At 71.3% G+C, this 14,230-nt stretch carries 12 protein-coding genes and 1 pseudogene; 11 read left to right on the top strand and 2 right to left on the bottom strand.

Annotation, left to right across the window (positions count from 1 at the left end):
- The first annotated feature begins 88 nt into the window (after positions 1-88).
- From E3N83_RS20300 to E3N83_RS07325, 4 genes are read left to right on the top strand one after another with little or no spacing between them, the layout of a single operon-like run.
- The gene (locus tag E3N83_RS20300; RefSeq protein ID WP_151082668.1) at positions 89-1,132 is read left to right on the top strand and encodes a TraR/DksA C4-type zinc finger protein; all 1,044 of its coding nucleotides are present in this window, start codon (positions 89-91) and stop codon (positions 1,130-1,132) included.
- Complete coding sequence (lspA, locus tag E3N83_RS07335; protein WP_151082667.1) at positions 1,105-1,656, top strand: signal peptidase II; 552 nt, start codon at positions 1,105-1,107, stop codon at positions 1,654-1,656. Before E3N83_RS20300 ends, lspA begins: the two co-directional genes overlap by 28 nt.
- Positions 1,653-2,591, top strand: a complete 939-nt coding sequence (locus E3N83_RS07330) for an RluA family pseudouridine synthase (RefSeq protein ID WP_151082666.1) — start codon at positions 1,653-1,655, stop codon at positions 2,589-2,591. Before lspA ends, E3N83_RS07330 begins: the two co-directional genes overlap by 4 nt.
- Positions 2,578-3,042 carry a GNAT family N-acetyltransferase gene (locus tag E3N83_RS07325; protein ID WP_151082665.1) on the top strand — a complete coding sequence of 155 codons (465 nt, stop codon included), beginning with the start codon at positions 2,578-2,580 and terminating at the stop codon, positions 3,040-3,042. Before E3N83_RS07330 ends, E3N83_RS07325 begins: the two co-directional genes overlap by 14 nt.
- 10 nt (positions 3,043-3,052) lie before the next feature.
- Here E3N83_RS07325 and E3N83_RS07320 read toward each other — a convergent pair whose 3' ends face one another.
- Positions 3,053-3,481 carry an iron chaperone gene (locus E3N83_RS07320; protein ID WP_151082664.1) on the bottom strand — a complete coding sequence of 143 codons (429 nt, stop codon included), beginning with the start codon at positions 3,479-3,481 and terminating at the stop codon, positions 3,053-3,055.
- 284 nt (positions 3,482-3,765) lie between these two features.
- On the opposite strand from E3N83_RS07320, the gene dnaE reads away from it, so the two are divergent.
- The 3 genes from dnaE to E3N83_RS07305 are packed head-to-tail and all read left to right on the top strand — an operon-like array spanning position 3,766 to position 9,707.
- Entirely contained in the window at positions 3,766-7,323 is a 3,558-nt protein-coding gene (gene dnaE, locus E3N83_RS07315) for a DNA polymerase III subunit alpha (RefSeq protein WP_151082663.1), read from the top strand.
- A 35-nt stretch (positions 7,324-7,358) separates the two neighbouring features.
- Positions 7,359-7,940 carry a hypothetical protein gene (locus E3N83_RS07310; RefSeq protein WP_151082662.1) on the top strand — a complete coding sequence of 194 codons (582 nt, stop codon included), beginning with the start codon at positions 7,359-7,361 and terminating at the stop codon, positions 7,938-7,940.
- 51 nt (positions 7,941-7,991) lie between these two features.
- Positions 7,992-9,707, top strand: coding sequence for a DUF3352 domain-containing protein (locus E3N83_RS07305; RefSeq protein WP_151082661.1), 1,716 nt, complete (start codon positions 7,992-7,994; stop codon positions 9,705-9,707).
- Positions 9,708-9,720: 13 nt separating this feature from the next.
- On the opposite strand, the gene E3N83_RS07300 is transcribed toward E3N83_RS07305, so the two are convergent.
- The gene (locus E3N83_RS07300; protein ID WP_151082660.1) at positions 9,721-10,386 is read right to left on the bottom strand and encodes an LON peptidase substrate-binding domain-containing protein; all 666 of its coding nucleotides are present in this window, start codon (positions 10,384-10,386) and stop codon (positions 9,721-9,723) included.
- 170 nt (positions 10,387-10,556) lie between these two features.
- Between E3N83_RS07300 and hisD the strand changes: the two are divergent.
- The 4 genes and pseudogenes from hisD to hisH all read left to right on the top strand — a co-directional run bounded on the left by hisD (position 10,557) and on the right by hisH (position 14,218).
- Positions 10,557-11,878, top strand: a pseudogene (gene hisD / locus E3N83_RS07295) (histidinol dehydrogenase).
- Positions 11,875-12,972 (top strand): histidinol-phosphate transaminase, encoded by a 1,098-nt coding sequence (locus E3N83_RS07290; protein ID WP_151082659.1) that lies wholly within the window; start codon positions 11,875-11,877, stop codon positions 12,970-12,972. Before hisD ends, E3N83_RS07290 begins: the two are co-directional and overlap by 4 nt.
- Positions 12,969-13,580 (top strand): imidazoleglycerol-phosphate dehydratase HisB, encoded by a 612-nt coding sequence (gene hisB / locus E3N83_RS07285; RefSeq protein ID WP_151082658.1) that lies wholly within the window; start codon positions 12,969-12,971, stop codon positions 13,578-13,580. Before E3N83_RS07290 ends, hisB begins: the two co-directional genes overlap by 4 nt.
- Entirely contained in the window at positions 13,577-14,218 is a 642-nt protein-coding gene (gene hisH, locus E3N83_RS07280) for an imidazole glycerol phosphate synthase subunit HisH (RefSeq protein WP_151082657.1), read from the top strand. The genes hisB and hisH overlap by 4 nt, the downstream gene beginning before the upstream one ends.
- Positions 14,219-14,230 lie beyond the last annotated feature (12 nt).

The following is a 14,230-nucleotide window of genomic DNA, read 5'->3' as shown; positions in this document are numbered from 1 at the left end:
GCGCTCCCCGGGGGATAGCCTCCCCTCCGACCGGCACCGCATGTCGTCGGTCAGGCCCGATGTCCCCGCGGCCCCTTGGAAGGTCACCATGGCTCGCAGCACGACCCGATCGCTGGCCGGCAAGGCTGCCCAGGCGGCGCGCAAGGTGGTGGGCTCGCGCTCCTCGGGCGCCGCGTCCAGCCCGGCCGCGAAGGCGCCCGCCAACAAGGCTCCGGCGGCCAAGGCTCCGGCCACGGTTGCTCCGGCGGCGAAGAAGGCGGCGGCCAAGAAGGCTCCGGCCGCGAAGAAGACGGCCGCCAAGAAGGCTCCGGCGCCGAAGAAGGCGGCCGCCAAGAAGGCTCCGACAGCAAAGACGGCGGCCAAGGCGCCGGCCAAGAAGGCAGCCGCCGCCAAGGCCCCGTCGAAGCAGGCCCCGTCGAAGAAGGCCCCGTCGAAGAAGGCCGCGACGAAGAAGGCGACGCCGACCAAGGCCCCGGCGAAGAAGGCTCCGGCCGCGAAGGCGCCGGCGAAGAAGGCTCCGGCCGCGAAGGCGCCCGCGAAGAAGGTGCCCGCGGCCAAGGCGCCGGCGAAGAAGGCGCCGGCGGCCAAGGCGCCGGCGAAGCAGACACCCTCGAAGACGACTCCAACGAAGGCGGCAGCGCAGACCGTGGCGGCACAGGCTCCCAAGAAGGTGACCCCGGCGGCTCAGGCTGCCGCTCCCACACCGGCCAAGCGGCCGACCGGCAAGAAGGCCGATCCGGCCAGTCTGGCCGTCCTCCCCGGTGACAAGCCCTGGACCAAGGCCGAGGTCGACGAGGTGATCTCCGACCTGAACACCGACCGGGCCCGGGTGGTGCGCACCCTGACCGCCCAGGAGGAGGAGCTGGCCGGGCTGATGCGCGACGCGGGCGACGGCGCGGGCCACGACCAGGCCGACATGGGCGCCACCAGCTTCGAGCGCGACCAGGAGCTGACCGTGCTGAACAACGAGCGCGAGAAGCTGGCCCAGATCGACCGGGCGCTGGCCCGGATCGCCGACGGCACCTACGGGACCTGCGAGTCCTGCGGCAACCCGATCGGCAAGGGTCGGGCGATGGCGTTCCCGCGTGCCACACTGTGCATGACATGCAAGCAACGCGAGGAACGCCGCTGACCTCCGCCGCACCCGGTCCGGCTCCACGCTCCGCCGGCAACCACCGCGCGGTCTTCGCCACGGTCGCGCTGGCGGCCTACGCCGTCGACCTGGGCACCAAGCTCCTGGCCGTCGGCCGACTGACGGAGGGTGAGCCGGTCAACGTGGTCGGCTCGTGGCTGCGTCTCGACCTGGTGCGCAACCCGGGAGCGGCGTTCAGCACCGGTACGTCGTACACGCTGCTGCTGTCGGTGATCGCGGTGGTGGCCGCCGCGACCGTGGTCCGCTACGGCCGCAGGCTCGGGGACCGTACCTGGGCGATCGCGCTCGGCCTGCTGCTGGCCGGGGTGCTGGGCAACCTCACCGACCGGGTGTTCCGCGAGCCCGGGGTGATGCGGGGCCATGTCGTCGACTTCCTGGAGTTCCCCCACTGGCCGGTGTTCAACGTCGCCGACATGCTGATCGACGCGGCTGTGGTGCTGATCGTGCTGCAGAGCTGGCGGGGCGTGCGGCTGACCGGTGCGCGCAGCGCCGATCGCGCATGACCAGCGGCCCCGAACAGCGCGTCGTCCACGTCCCGGACGGACTCGCGGGCGAACGCCTCGACGCGGCGATGGCCCGGATGTTCGGCTTCTCCCGGACCCGTGCGGTGGCCCTGATCACCGACGGCCACGTGCAGCTGGACGGCGAGGTCGCCGGCAAGAGCGACCGGGTGCATGCCGGCTCCCTGCTCGACGTGACGATCCCGGCCAGCGCCGACCCCCTCGAGGTGAAGGCTGAGCTGGTCGAGGGCATCCGGATCATCCACGACGACGACTCGATCGTGGTGCTCGACAAGCCGGTCGGCATCGCGGTCCACCCCTCGCCGGGCTGGACCGGTCCGACCGTCGTCGGGCATCTGGCCGCGGCCGGCTTCCGGATCGCCACCAGCGGGGCTTCCGAGCGGCAGGGCATCGTCCAGCGGCTCGACGTCGGGACGTCGGGCGTGATGGTGATCTGCAAGGGGGAGCGGGCCTACTCGGTGCTCAAGAACGCGTTCCGGCAGCGCACCGTCGACAAGGTGTACCACGCCCTGGTGCAGGGCCATCCGGACCCGCTGACCGGCACCATCGATGCGCCGATCGGCCGGCATCCGCGTGCGGACTACAAGTTCGCGGTGATGGCCGACGGGCGGCACAGCGTCACCCACTACGAGACGCTCGAGGCCCACCGCTTCGCGTCGCTGCTCGAGGTCCACCTCGAGACCGGCCGGACCCACCAGATCCGGGTCCACATGAGCGCACTGAAGCATCCCTGCGTCGGCGACCTCACCTACGGCGCCGATCCCACCCTGTCCGAGCGGGTCGGGCTCGAGCGGCAGTGGCTGCACGCCGTCCGGCTGGGCTTCGAGCACCCCGACACCGGCGAGCACGTCGAGTACTCGTCGCCGTACCCCGACGACCTGGCCCGGGCCCTGGAGCTGATCCGTGACTCCTACTGACGAGATCACCGTGCGCCTGGCGACGGTCGACGACGCGACCGCGGTGGCCGACCTCTACACGGCCGCCCGGGTGCACGCCGTACCCCGGATGCCGCCGGCGCTGCACACCAACGCCGAGGACCGCGCGTACGTCGCCCGGCGGATGTCGGAGAGCGACGTCACTTTCTGGGTCGCCGAGCAGGACGGCGAGATCGTCGGCTACGCCCAGTGCACCCCGACCTTCCTCGACGCCCTCTACGTCCTGCCGGAGCGCACCGGCGAGGGCATCGGCTCGCTCCTGCTCGACGTCGTGGACGCCACCCACCCGGACGGTTACGAGCTGTGGGTCTTCGAGACCAACACCGGCGCCCGCAGCCTCTACCAGCGCCGTGGCCTGGTCGAGGTGGAGCGCACCGACGGCGCCGGCAACGAGGAGAAGGCGCCCGACATCCGGATGGCCAAGCGCCCGTAGCCCCCGCGGATCAGCCCACGGCCTTCGTGACGAGTGCCTTGATCTTCTTCTCCTCGGTCGCGGTCAGCGCGGTGACGGCGTACTCCGTCGGCCAGAGGTTCCCGTCGTCGAGCGCGGCCTGGTCGCTGAAGCCGATCGTCGCGTAGCGGGTCTTGAACTTCGCCGCCGACTTGAACCAGAACACCACCTTGCCGTCGCGGGCGTAGGCAGGCATCCCGTAGTAGGTCTTCACCGCGAGGTCCGGGGCCGTGGAGGTGACGATGGCGTGCACCCGCTCGGCGAGCTCCCGGTCGGCCGCCGGCATCTCGGCGATCTTGTCGAGGCAGGCCTGGGCCTCCTCTGCTGTCTTCGCGGCGCCCTTGCCGCCGGCGCGCTTGATCTCCTCGGCGTGTGCCTTCATCGCGGCCCGCTCGTCGTCGGTCCAGCCCGTGCTCGCCATGTCGTGGTCTCCTCGTTCGGTGGTCCGTGGTCGATCCCGAGCCTAGGGAGCCGCGGCGCCCGGACGCTTCTCGGATCGTGATCGTTCCGGCCCGGCGTGCGCACCCGTCGTACGACGAGACTGTCGGTGTGCCCTGTCAGGATGGCCGCGGAGATCGCGTAGTCTGAGCGTCTTCCCCCGGCCGGTCCGCGGCGTCGGTGGAGGTCCAGCGAGATCCATCGGACCTCTGTCCGCCGCACCGCTGTCGCCTGCCCGCCCGAGCCGTTGAGGAGCCCCCGCCACCCATGTCATCCGGCTCAGCCTCGGCCTCGACCTCCGCCGCGGACTTCGTCCACCTCCACGTCCACACCGAGTACTCCATGCTCGACGGCGCGGCCCGGCTCGACGACCTGTTCGCCCGCACCGCCGAGCTGGGGATGACCAGCATCGCGATGACCGACCACGGCAACGTGTTCGGGGCCTACGACTTCTACGCCAAGGCGACCGCGGCCGGCATCAAGCCGATCATCGGCATGGAGGCCTACCTCACCCCCAACACCAGCCGGTTCGAGAAGAAGCGGGTCAGGTGGAACGACGGCGGCGACGACGACGTCAGCGGCTCCGGCGCCTACACCCACATGACCCTGCTCGCCGAGAGCACCGCCGGGATGCACAACCTCTTCCGGCTCTCGAGCCGGGCCAGCATGGAGGGCTACTACTACAACCCCCGCGCCGACCGGGAGCTGCTCGCCGAGTACGCCGCGGGCCTGATCGGTACCACCGGCTGTCCCTCGGGCGAGGTGCAGACCTGGCTGCGCATCGGCGACTACGCCAAGGCCCGCCAGTCGGCTGCGGACTTCCAGGACATCATGGGTCGCGACAACTACTTCATCGAGCTGATGGACCACGACCTGGTGATCGAGAAGCGGGTCCGCGACGGCCTGCTCCAGCTCAGCAAGGACCTCGCGATCCCGGTGATCGCGACCAACGACTCCCACTACGTCCGTCGCGAGGACGCCTCGGCCCACGAGCACCTGCTGTGCGTCTCCTCCGGCTCGGTGATGAGCGACCCCAAGCGGTTCCGGCTCGACGGAGACGGCTACTACATCAAGTCCGCTGCCGAGATGCGGGAGCTCTGGGAGCACAAGCACGGCATGAAGGACGCCTGCGACAACACCCTGCTGATCGCCGAGCGCTGCGACGTGAGCTTCACCGAGGGCAACGGCACGTTCATGCCCCGGTTCCCCGTGCCGGAGGGTGAGACCGAGGAGACCTGGTTCCGCCGCGAGGTCGAGACCGGTCTGCGGCACCGCTACCCGGACGGCGTCTCCCAGGCGGCTCGCGAGCGCGCCGACTTCGAGGTCGGGGTGATCCTCCAGATGGGGTTCCCCGGCTACTTCCTGGTGGTCGCCGACTTCATCAACTGGGCCAAGGACAACGGGATCCGGGTCGGCCCGGGACGCGGGTCCGGCGCCGGCTCGATCTGCGCCTACGCGATGCGGATCACCGACCTCGACCCGCTCGAGCACGGCCTGATCTTCGAGCGGTTCCTCAACCCCGAGCGGCTCTCGATGCCCGACTTCGACATCGACTTCGACGAGCGTCGTCGTGCGGAGGTGATCCGCTACGTCACCGACAAGTACGGCGAGGACCGGGTCTCCATGATCGTCACCTACGGCACGATCAAGGCCAAGCAGGCGGTCAAGGACTCCAGCCGCATCCTCGGCTACCCCTTCGCCATGGGTGACCGGATCACCAAGGCCATGCCGGCCGCGGTGATGGGCAAGGACATCCCGCTCAAGGACATCTTCGACCCGCAGCACAAGCGCTACGGCGAGGGCGGGGAGTTCCGGTCCCTCTACGAGGCCGACCAGGACGTCAAGACCGTCATCGACACCGCGATCGGGCTCGAGGGCCTCAAGCGCCAGTGGGGCGTCCACGCCGCGGGCGTGATCATGTCGAGCGAGCCGCTGATCGACATCATCCCGCTGATCCGCCGCCCCCAGGACGGCGCCATCATCACCCAGTTCGACTACCCGATGTGCGAGCACCTCGGGCTGATCAAGATGGACTTCCTCGGTCTGCGCAACCTCACCATCCTCGACGACGCGCTGGCCAACATCGAGCGCAACCGCGGTGAGAAGCTCGTCGTCGAGGACCTCGCCCTCGACGACGTCGCCGCCTACGAGCTGCTGGCGCGTGGCGACACGCTCGGAGTCTTCCAGCTCGACGGCGGCCCGATGCGCAGCCTGCTGCGGCTGATGCGGCCCGACAGCTTCGCCGACATCTCCGCCGTGCTGGCGCTCTACCGACCCGGCCCGATGGGAGCCGACTCCCACACCAACTACGCCCTCCGCAAGAACGGCCGCCAGGAGATCTCGGCGATCCACTCCGAGCTCGAGGAGCCGCTCGCGGAGATCCTGGAGCCGACGTACGGCCTGATCGTCTACCAGGAGCAGGTGCTGGCGATCGTGCAGAAGGTCGCCGGCTACTCCCTCGGCCAGGCCGACCTGCTGCGCAAGGCCATGGGCAAGAAGAAGCGCGAGATCCTCGACGCCGAGTACGTCCCCTTCGAGGCGGGCATGTCGGCCAACGGCTACTCCCGGGCGGCGGTCAAAGCGCTCTGGGACATCCTGGTGCCGTTCTCCGACTACGCGTTCAACAAGGCGCACACCGCGGCGTACGGCCTGGTCTCCTACTGGACGGCCTACCTCAAGGCGCACTACCCCCAGGAGTACATGGCGGCCCTGTTGACCTCGGTGAAGGACGACAAGGACAAGATGGCGATCTACCTCAACGAGTGTCGCCGGATGAAGATCCAGGTGCTCCCGCCCGACGTGAACGAGTCCGACGCCACCTTCACGCCGGTCGGCGACGACATCCGGTTCGGGCTGACCGCGATCCGCAACGTCGGCGCCAACGTCGTCGACCGGATCGTGGAGACCCGGCTGGAGCAGGGGCGGTTCACCGACTTCAACGACTTCATGGCCAAGGTCCCGGCCCTGGTCTGCAACAAGCGGGTGATCGAGTCCCTGGTCAAGGGCGGCGCCTTCGACGAGATGGGGCACGGACGCCGGGCGCTGGTGGCGATCCATGAGCAGGCCGTCGACCAGTACGTCGAGACCAAGCGCAACGAGGCGATCGGCCAGGACTCGCTGTTCGGTGGCCTGGACGACGAGGACTCCGGCTTCGGGATGGCGGTGGCGGTGCCCACGATCGACGAGTGGGACAAGATGACGCTGCTCGGGCACGAGCGCGAGATGCTCGGTCTCTACGTCTCGGACCACCCGCTGATGGGGCTGGAGCACGTGCTGGCGGGCGCCAGCGACTGCAGCATCGGTCAGCTGATGCTCGACGAGGAGCGCGGCGACAACAGCCCGATCACGATCACCGGCCTGATCACCTCGGTGCAGCGCAAGATCACCCGCAAGGGCGACACCTGGGCCGTGATCACGGTCGAGGACCTCGACGGCGCCATCGACGTGCTCCTGTTCCCGGGCACCTACCAGCTCGCCGGCAGCCTGCTCGCCGAGGACGCCATCGTCACCGTGCGCGGCAAGCTCTCCCGCAACAAGGACCAGCCGGAGATCCGGGGCGAGGAGGTCACCATCCCCGACCTCGACGACGACCGCTCCGGACCGGTGGTCGTGAGCATGCCGCTGACCCGCTGCACCCCGCCGGTGGTCGACCAGCTCAAGGAGGTGCTGCGCACCCACCCGGGCGTCACGGAGGTGCACCTGCGCCTGCTGGGCCGCGAGCGGACCACCGTGATGCGGGTCGACGACCGGCTGCGGGTAGCCGCGGGAGCCGCGCTCTTCGCCGACCTCAAGCAGCTCCTGGGCCCCGGATGCCTGAGCGGGTGACCTCCGCGGCAACGGGCACCGGGCACACTGGCAGCGTGCACACCAGCCGACCACCGCGCGCCCCCTGGTCGGGTGCGGCCCTGATCGTCGTCGAGGTGCTGATCGCCTACGCGGTGGTCGGACTGGTCGCCGGCCTGGTCTGGGAGGCGGTCTGGACGCCGCCCGACCAGCTCGTGCAGCAGCACCAGGTCTATCCCGTCGACTACGAGTCGCTGCGCCGGATGTTCACCGGGACCGGCCTCTACGTCGTCGTCGGCTCCGTGGCCAGCGCGCTGACCGCGTTGGCCGTCGGCCTGCTCGCTCGTGCACGGGAGCTCGCGGTGCTGGTTGCAGTGGCGCTCGGCTCCGCACTGGCCGCCGGGGTGATGCGCGAGGTCGGCATCAGCCGCGGGCCGGTCGACCCGACGACCGTGGCCGCGTCGTTGGCCGACGGCGTCCATGTGCACGGGGCGCTCACCGTCAGCGGCTTCAGCCCCTACCTGGTCTGGCCGATGGTCTCGCTGCTCGTGCTGGCCGTGGTCTTCTTCGCCTGGCCGCGCACGACGTCCACCGAGGCCCCCGACGTCGCCTCCGGCGATCCGAGCGAAGCGAGCATGCCGGAGGGCAGCCGCGGGTAGGCTCCCGGCGCAGATGCGCCGACTGGCGCCGACTTCACGGGGAGCATCACCATGTCCGAGCAGCAACCGCCCGCGGACGCCCACGGAGAGCCGTGGGGCGCCGGGCCGGGTGGCACGCCCGAGTACCTCGACTACGGCAGCGGGGCGCCGATCCCGCCCGAGGGCGCCGACGGCCGGCCGACGGCCGAGCGAAGCCGCCGGACCACCCTGCTCGTGGGCGGTGGGGTCGTCGGGCTGCTGGCCCTCGGCGCCGGCGCCTGGGCTGCGCTGAGCTTCTTCCAGCAGGGCGCCCAGCCCGCGCAGGCGCTGCCCGCCTCGACCATCGCCTACGCCAGCATCGACCTCGACCCCAGCGGGGGACAGAAGATCGACGCCTTCCGCACCCTGGAGAAGTTCCCGGCGTTCAAGGACAAGGTCGGCATCCACAGCGTCGACGACGTGCGCAAGAAGATCGGCGACGAGCTGATCTCCGGGGTCGGGTGTCCCAGCCTGACCTTCGAGTCCGACATCGACCCGTGGCTGGGTGACCGCGCCGCGGTCGCGGCGGTCGACCTCGGCGGCGGCAACCCCGAGCCGGTGTTCGTGGTGCAGGCCAAGGACGACGCGAAGGCCGAAGCGGGGATGCACACGCTCCTCACGTGCGGCGACAACCCGCCGACCGACGTCGCCTACGACGTGCACGACGGCTGGGTGATCGTGGCCAAGACCCAGGCCGACGTCACCGCGATCGAGGCCGCGACCGCCAAGGGCAGCCTGGCCGACGACGCGACCTACCAGAAGTGGACGAAGGCCGTCGGTGACGCCGGCGTCGTGAACCTGTACGCCGCGCCCGCGGCGGGCGACTACCTCGCCGGCCAGCTCTCGGACCTGTCCGGGGCCTTCTCGCCGTTCGGAACGTCCGGGGCCGTCAGCTCGACCATCGGCTCGTCGACGAGCCTCCACGCGACGGCCGCCGTCCCGCAGGAGGGCAGCGGTCCGTTCGGTGAGGTGCTGAAGAACTTTCAGGGCGCTGCGGCGACGATCCGGTTCACCGGGAACGGCCTCGAGGTCGCGACGGCCACCGACTCCTCCCTGACCCAGCCGATCGTGACCAACGGCCAGGGCGGGGCGGCGGTCACCCGCCTGCCCGCCGACACCGCCGCGGCGCTGGGGGTCGGGCTCCAGTCGGGCTGGGTGCTCGGCCTCGCCGACCGCTTCGCGTCGTACTCCGGGGACGGCCAGACGGGTCAGGACCTCCTCGACCAGCTCTCCCAGGAGACCGGGCTCGACCTGCCGGCGGACGCCGAGACCCTGCTGGGCACGTCGTCGGCGATCAGCGTGGGCAAGAGCTTCGACTACGAGTCGATGGTGGAGTCCTCCGACGGCACCGGCGTGCCGGTGGCCTACTCGGTGAAGGGTGACCCGGCAGCCATCGAGAAGGTCCTGGCCAAGCTCCGTGCGCAGGTCGGCTCGGGCTCGGCGGCGGCGCTCGGCTCCGACAGCGGTGCGGGCGTGGTCGTGGTGGGTCCGAGCCCGGACTACCGCACGCAGGTCCTGGCCGGTGGTGACCTCGGCTCGACCAGCGCGTTCACCGGTGTGATCCCCGAGGCCGACCATGCCAACGAGGTCCTCTATCTCAACGTCGACGACCTCGAGCACGCCCTCTCCCAGGCGTCGAGCGGAGACCGGAGCCTGATGGACAACGTGGCCCCGCTCCAGGCGCTCGGCTTCTCCAGCTGGACCGACGGCAGCATCGCCCGTACGTCCTTCAAGGTCTCGACCGACTGAGCGCGACCCTGGCTCAGTTGGGAGACCACCGGGTGCGGGCGATCTCGGTGGCCGGCAGCGACGCGAAGACCCGCATGGTGCGCAGCTCGCTGCGGATCACGTCGGTGACCATCACCAGCCGGACGACGGGGTCCTCGGCCTCGAGCAGCTCCTGACGCTGCGCCAGCGTGAGCGGAGCGACCGCGGACAACGCCCACGAGAGGTAGGTCGGGTCGCGCGGGAGGTCGCCGCCGGGCCGTTCGCGGCCGACCTCGCCCAGGGCGACGCAGTAGTCCTCGAACGCGTCACGGGCCGCGGCCTGGATCTGCTCCGGTACGCGTACGTCGTGCTCGGCCAGGGGCCGGACGTGTCCGACCGGATACGCGCCGGACGTGTCGAGGCGGTCCAGCTCGATCCGGTCCAGCCCGACGGCGACCAGCTCGAAGGAGCCGTCGGCGAAAGACTCGACCTCGGTCATCTTGACCCGGCACCCGACCTTGAACAGCCACTGGGCACCGTGCTCGCCGACCTCGTAGCCCTCCCGGATGCCGACCGAGCCGAAGACCCGCTCGGTGGGGTCGTCGACCCGCAGCAGGTGGTGGACCATGGCGCGGTAGCGGTCCTCGAAGACCCGCAGCGGCACGCTCATCCCCGGGAACAGCACGGAGTTGAGAGGGAACATCGGGAGCGTGTCGCCCATGTCCGAAGCGTAGGGCACGCGCCAACCCGGGAGCGGGAGCCGCGCTCGTGGACAGCGGCCGGGAGGGGGGCGCTCGACTCGCGCGCAGGCGCGCTCTGCCGGTCGCTGCGGCCGTCCCATTCCCGCTTCGCCGTTCAAGGGGCGTCCTCGCCCGCCCCTAGAATCGAGCCATGCTCCGTCGTATCGACCTCCGAGGCGTGCCCGCTGCGACCGGCAGCGAGCCGGGCGGGCACGTCGACTACCGAGGCGTCCTGCCGCGGGGGAGTACGACGTGGACGCCGCCGTCGAGGTCGTCCGGCCGATCTGCGAGGCGGTCCGCACCCGTGGCGCCGACGCCGTGGCGGACTTCTCGCTCCGCTTCGACGGGGTGGCCCCGGACGACCTCCGGGTCCCCCCGGAGGCGCTGGCCCGAGCCCTCGCGGAGCTCGACCCGGCCGTCCGTGCCGGGCTGGAGGAGTCGATCGCCCGCCTGCGCACGTCCTGCGAGGCCGAGCTCGAGCACGACGTGGTCACGACCTACGGCCCCGGAGCCACCGTCACCAACCGGATGGTCCCGGTCCGGCGGGTGGGCCTCTACGCGCCCGGCGGCATCGCGCCGCTGCTGTCGAGCGTGGTGATGAACGTCGTCCCCGCGCAGGTGGCGGGCGTCGCGTCGATCGCCCTGGCCAGCTCACCGCAGAAGGACCACGGCGGGCTGCCCGAACCGACCATCCTGGCCGCGTGCGCGCTGCTCGGCGTCGACGAGGTCTACGCCGTCGGGGGAGCGCAGGCGATCGCGATGTTCGCCTACGGCGCGGGTCCGTGCGCGCCGGTGGACCTGGTCACCGGTCCCGGCAACATCTACACCGTCGCCGCCAAGCGCCTGCTCCGCGGGGTCGTCGGCATCGACGCCGAGGCCGGGCCGACCGAGATCGCGATCCTGGCCGACGACACCGCCGACCCGGCGTACGTCGCCGCCGACCTGATCAGCCAGGCCGAGCACGACCCGATGGCGGCCAGCGTCCTGGTCACGCCGTCGCTGGGGCTGGCCGACGAGGTCGAGGCGGAGCTCGACAAGCAGGTCTTCGCGACCCGCCACACCGAGCGGATCCTGACCGCCCTGGGCGGCCAGCAGTCCGGGATCGTGCTGGTCGACGACGTCGAGCAGGGCCTCGACGTGGTCAACGCCTACGCGGCCGAGCACCTGGAGATCCAGACCGCCGACGCGGCCGGGGTCGCGGCGCGGGTGCACAACGCGGGCGCCGTCTTCGTCGGCCCCTACGCGCCGGTCTCGCTGGGTGACTACTGCGCCGGCTCCAACCACGTGCTGCCCACCGCGGGCTGTGCCTGCCACTCGTCGGGGCTGTCGGTACGCGCGTTCGTCAAGGCCATGCACGTCGTGGAGTACGACCGCGCGGCCCTCGAGGCCGTCGCTGCGCACGTCGTCGTGCTGGCCGAGGCGGAGGACCTGCCCGGCCACGCGGCCGCGGTCACGGTCCGGTCGACGAGATGACCGCGCCGCTCCGCGAGGAGCTGCGCGGGCTCGAGCCGTACGGCGCGCCGCAGCTCGACGTGCCGGTGCTGCTCAACGTCAACGAGAACCCCTATCCGCCCTCGGCCGCGGTCGTCGCCGACATCGAGCGCAGCGTCGCGGCCGCTGCCCGTGACCTCAACCGCTACCCCGACCGGGAGTTCACCGGGCTCCGGGAGGCACTGGCGACCCACCTCGGCCACGGCCTCAACGCCGAGCGGATCTGGGCCGCGAACGGCTCCAACGAGGTGATGCTCCACCTGCTCCAGGCCTACGGCGGCCCCGGGCGGCTCGCGCTCAGCTTCGCCCCGACCTACTCGATGTATCCCGAGTACGCCCGCGACACCCACACCGCGTGGGAGGTGGGGCACCGTGAGCAGGACTTCGCGATCGACCTCGACCGGGCGCTGGAGCTGGTCCGGGCGCGGCGACCGAGCGTCGTACTCCTGCCGTCGCCGAACAACCCGACCGGCACCGCGCTGCCCGCGAGCACGATCTCGGCGCTGTGCGACGAGCTGGCCGGCGATCCGCGCGGCGGGCTGCTGGTCGTGGACGAGGCGTACGCCGAGTTCCGCCGGGAGGGCACGCCGAGCGCCCTGGAGCTGCTGCCCCGGCACCCCAACCTCGTGGTGACCCGCACGATGAGCAAGGCCTTCGCGCTGGCCGGTGCCCGGGTCGGCTACCTCGCCGCGGCGCCGGAGATCTGCGACGGGCTGCGGATCGTGCGGCTGCCCTACCACCTGTCGGCGGTCACCCAGGCGGTCGCCCTGGCGGCGCTCCGGCACTCCGGCGAGCTCCTGGCCGCAGTCGACCGGCTCCGCGTCGAACGTGACGCCACCGTGGAGTGGCTGCGTGGCCAAGGGTTCGAGGTCGCGGACAGCGACGCCAACTTCGTGCTGTTCGGCAGGTTCGACGACCGGCATGCCGTCTGGGAAGGGCTGCTCGCGCATGGTGTGCTGGTGCGCGAGACCGGTCCCGACGGCTGGCTGCGGGTCTCGATCGGGACCCCGGCCGAGATGGCAGCATTTCGAACCGCGCTCACCGCCGTGACGCAGACATCGGAGGCACACAGATGAACCGCACCACCCGGGTCGACCGCGAGACCAAGGAGTCCAAGGTCCACGTCGAGGTCGACCTCGACGGGTCCGGTCGCAGCGACATCGCCACCGGTGTCGGCTTCTTCGACCACATGCTCGCGTCCTTCGCCCGGCACGCGCTGGTCGACCTGACCGTGGCCACCGACGGCGACACGCACATCGACGCCCACCACACCGTCGAGGACACCGCGATCGTGCTCGGCCGGGCCCTGCACGAGGCGCTCGGCGACAAGCAGGGCATCCGCCGCTTCGGCGACGCCCTGGTGCCGCTCGACGAGGCGCTCGTGCAGTGCGCCGTCGACGTCTCCGGGCGGCCTTACTGCGTCCACGTCGGCGAGCCCGACGGCCAGGCCTACGTCGTGATCGGTGGCGGCACCGGGGCCGCCTACCCGGGCTCGCTGACCAGGCACGTCTTCGAGACCCTGGCCTTCCATGCGCAGGTCGCCGTCCACGTCCGGGTGCTCTCCGGCCGCGACCCCCACCACCTGGTCGAGGCGCAGTTCAAGGCCTTCGCCCGCGCGTTCCGCGACGCGGTGGCGCCCGACCCGCGCGAGACCGGGGTGCCGTCCACCAAGGGCACTCTTTGAGCACACCCAGGAGGACGGTCGTCGTCCTCGACTACGGGTCCGGCAACCTCCGTTCGGCGGTGCGCGCGCTGGAGCGGGCCGGGGCGGCGGTGACGCTCACCGCGGACCGTGCGGCAGCCGAGGGCGCCGACGGCCTGGTGGTGCCGGGGGTGGGGGCGTACGCCGCGTGCATGGCCGGACTGCGCGCCGTCCAGGGTCCGCGGACCATCGGCCGCCGGCTGGCGGGTGGCCGACCGGTGCTCGGCATCTGCGTCGGCATGCAGGTCCTGTTCGCCCGCGGGGTCGAGCACGGCGTGGAGACGACGGGCTGCGACGAGTGGCCGGGCGTGGTCTCGCGACTCCAGGCGCCCGTCGTACCCCACATGGGGTGGAACACCGTGGAGGCGCCGTCCGGCTCGGCGCTCTTCGCGGGCGTGGCGAACCAGCGGTTCTACTTCGTGCACTCCTACGCCGCCCGCTCCTGGGAGCTGACCACCGACGGTCACACCGCGGCTCCGCTGGTGACCTGGGCCGAGCACGGGGGGGACCGGTTCGTCGCCGCGGTCGAGAACGGCCCCCTCTGCGCCACCCAGTTCCATCCCGAGAAGTCGGGCGACGCCGGAGCCGCCCTGCTGCGCAACTGGGTCGAGGGGCTCTGAGTCCGGGATGAG

Origin of the sequence: Nocardioides cynanchi (genome assembly GCF_008761635.1) — a bacterium.
Taxonomy (GTDB): Bacteria; Actinomycetota; Actinomycetes; order Propionibacteriales; family Nocardioidaceae; genus Nocardioides; species Nocardioides cynanchi.
This window is presented reverse-complemented; position numbering and strand designations above follow the sequence as displayed.

Coding starts and splice junctions, on each gene's coding strand:
- E3N83_RS20300 (WP_151082668.1), top strand. CDS start 89: ATGGCTCGCAGCACGACCCGATCGCTGGCCGGCAAGGCTGCCCAGGCG.
- lspA (WP_151082667.1), top strand. CDS start 1,105: ATGCAAGCAACGCGAGGAACGCCGCTGACCTCCGCCGCACCCGGTCCG.
- E3N83_RS07330 (WP_151082666.1), top strand. CDS start 1,653: ATGACCAGCGGCCCCGAACAGCGCGTCGTCCACGTCCCGGACGGACTC.
- E3N83_RS07320 (WP_151082664.1), bottom strand. CDS start 3,481: ATGGCGAGCACGGGCTGGACCGACGACGAGCGGGCCGCGATGAAGGCA.
- dnaE (WP_151082663.1), top strand. CDS start 3,766: ATGTCATCCGGCTCAGCCTCGGCCTCGACCTCCGCCGCGGACTTCGTC.
- E3N83_RS07305 (WP_151082661.1), top strand. CDS start 7,992: ATGTCCGAGCAGCAACCGCCCGCGGACGCCCACGGAGAGCCGTGGGGC.
- E3N83_RS07300 (WP_151082660.1), bottom strand. CDS start 10,386: ATGGGCGACACGCTCCCGATGTTCCCTCTCAACTCCGTGCTGTTCCCG.
- E3N83_RS07290 (WP_151082659.1), top strand. CDS start 11,875: ATGACCGCGCCGCTCCGCGAGGAGCTGCGCGGGCTCGAGCCGTACGGC.
- hisB (WP_151082658.1), top strand. CDS start 12,969: ATGAACCGCACCACCCGGGTCGACCGCGAGACCAAGGAGTCCAAGGTC.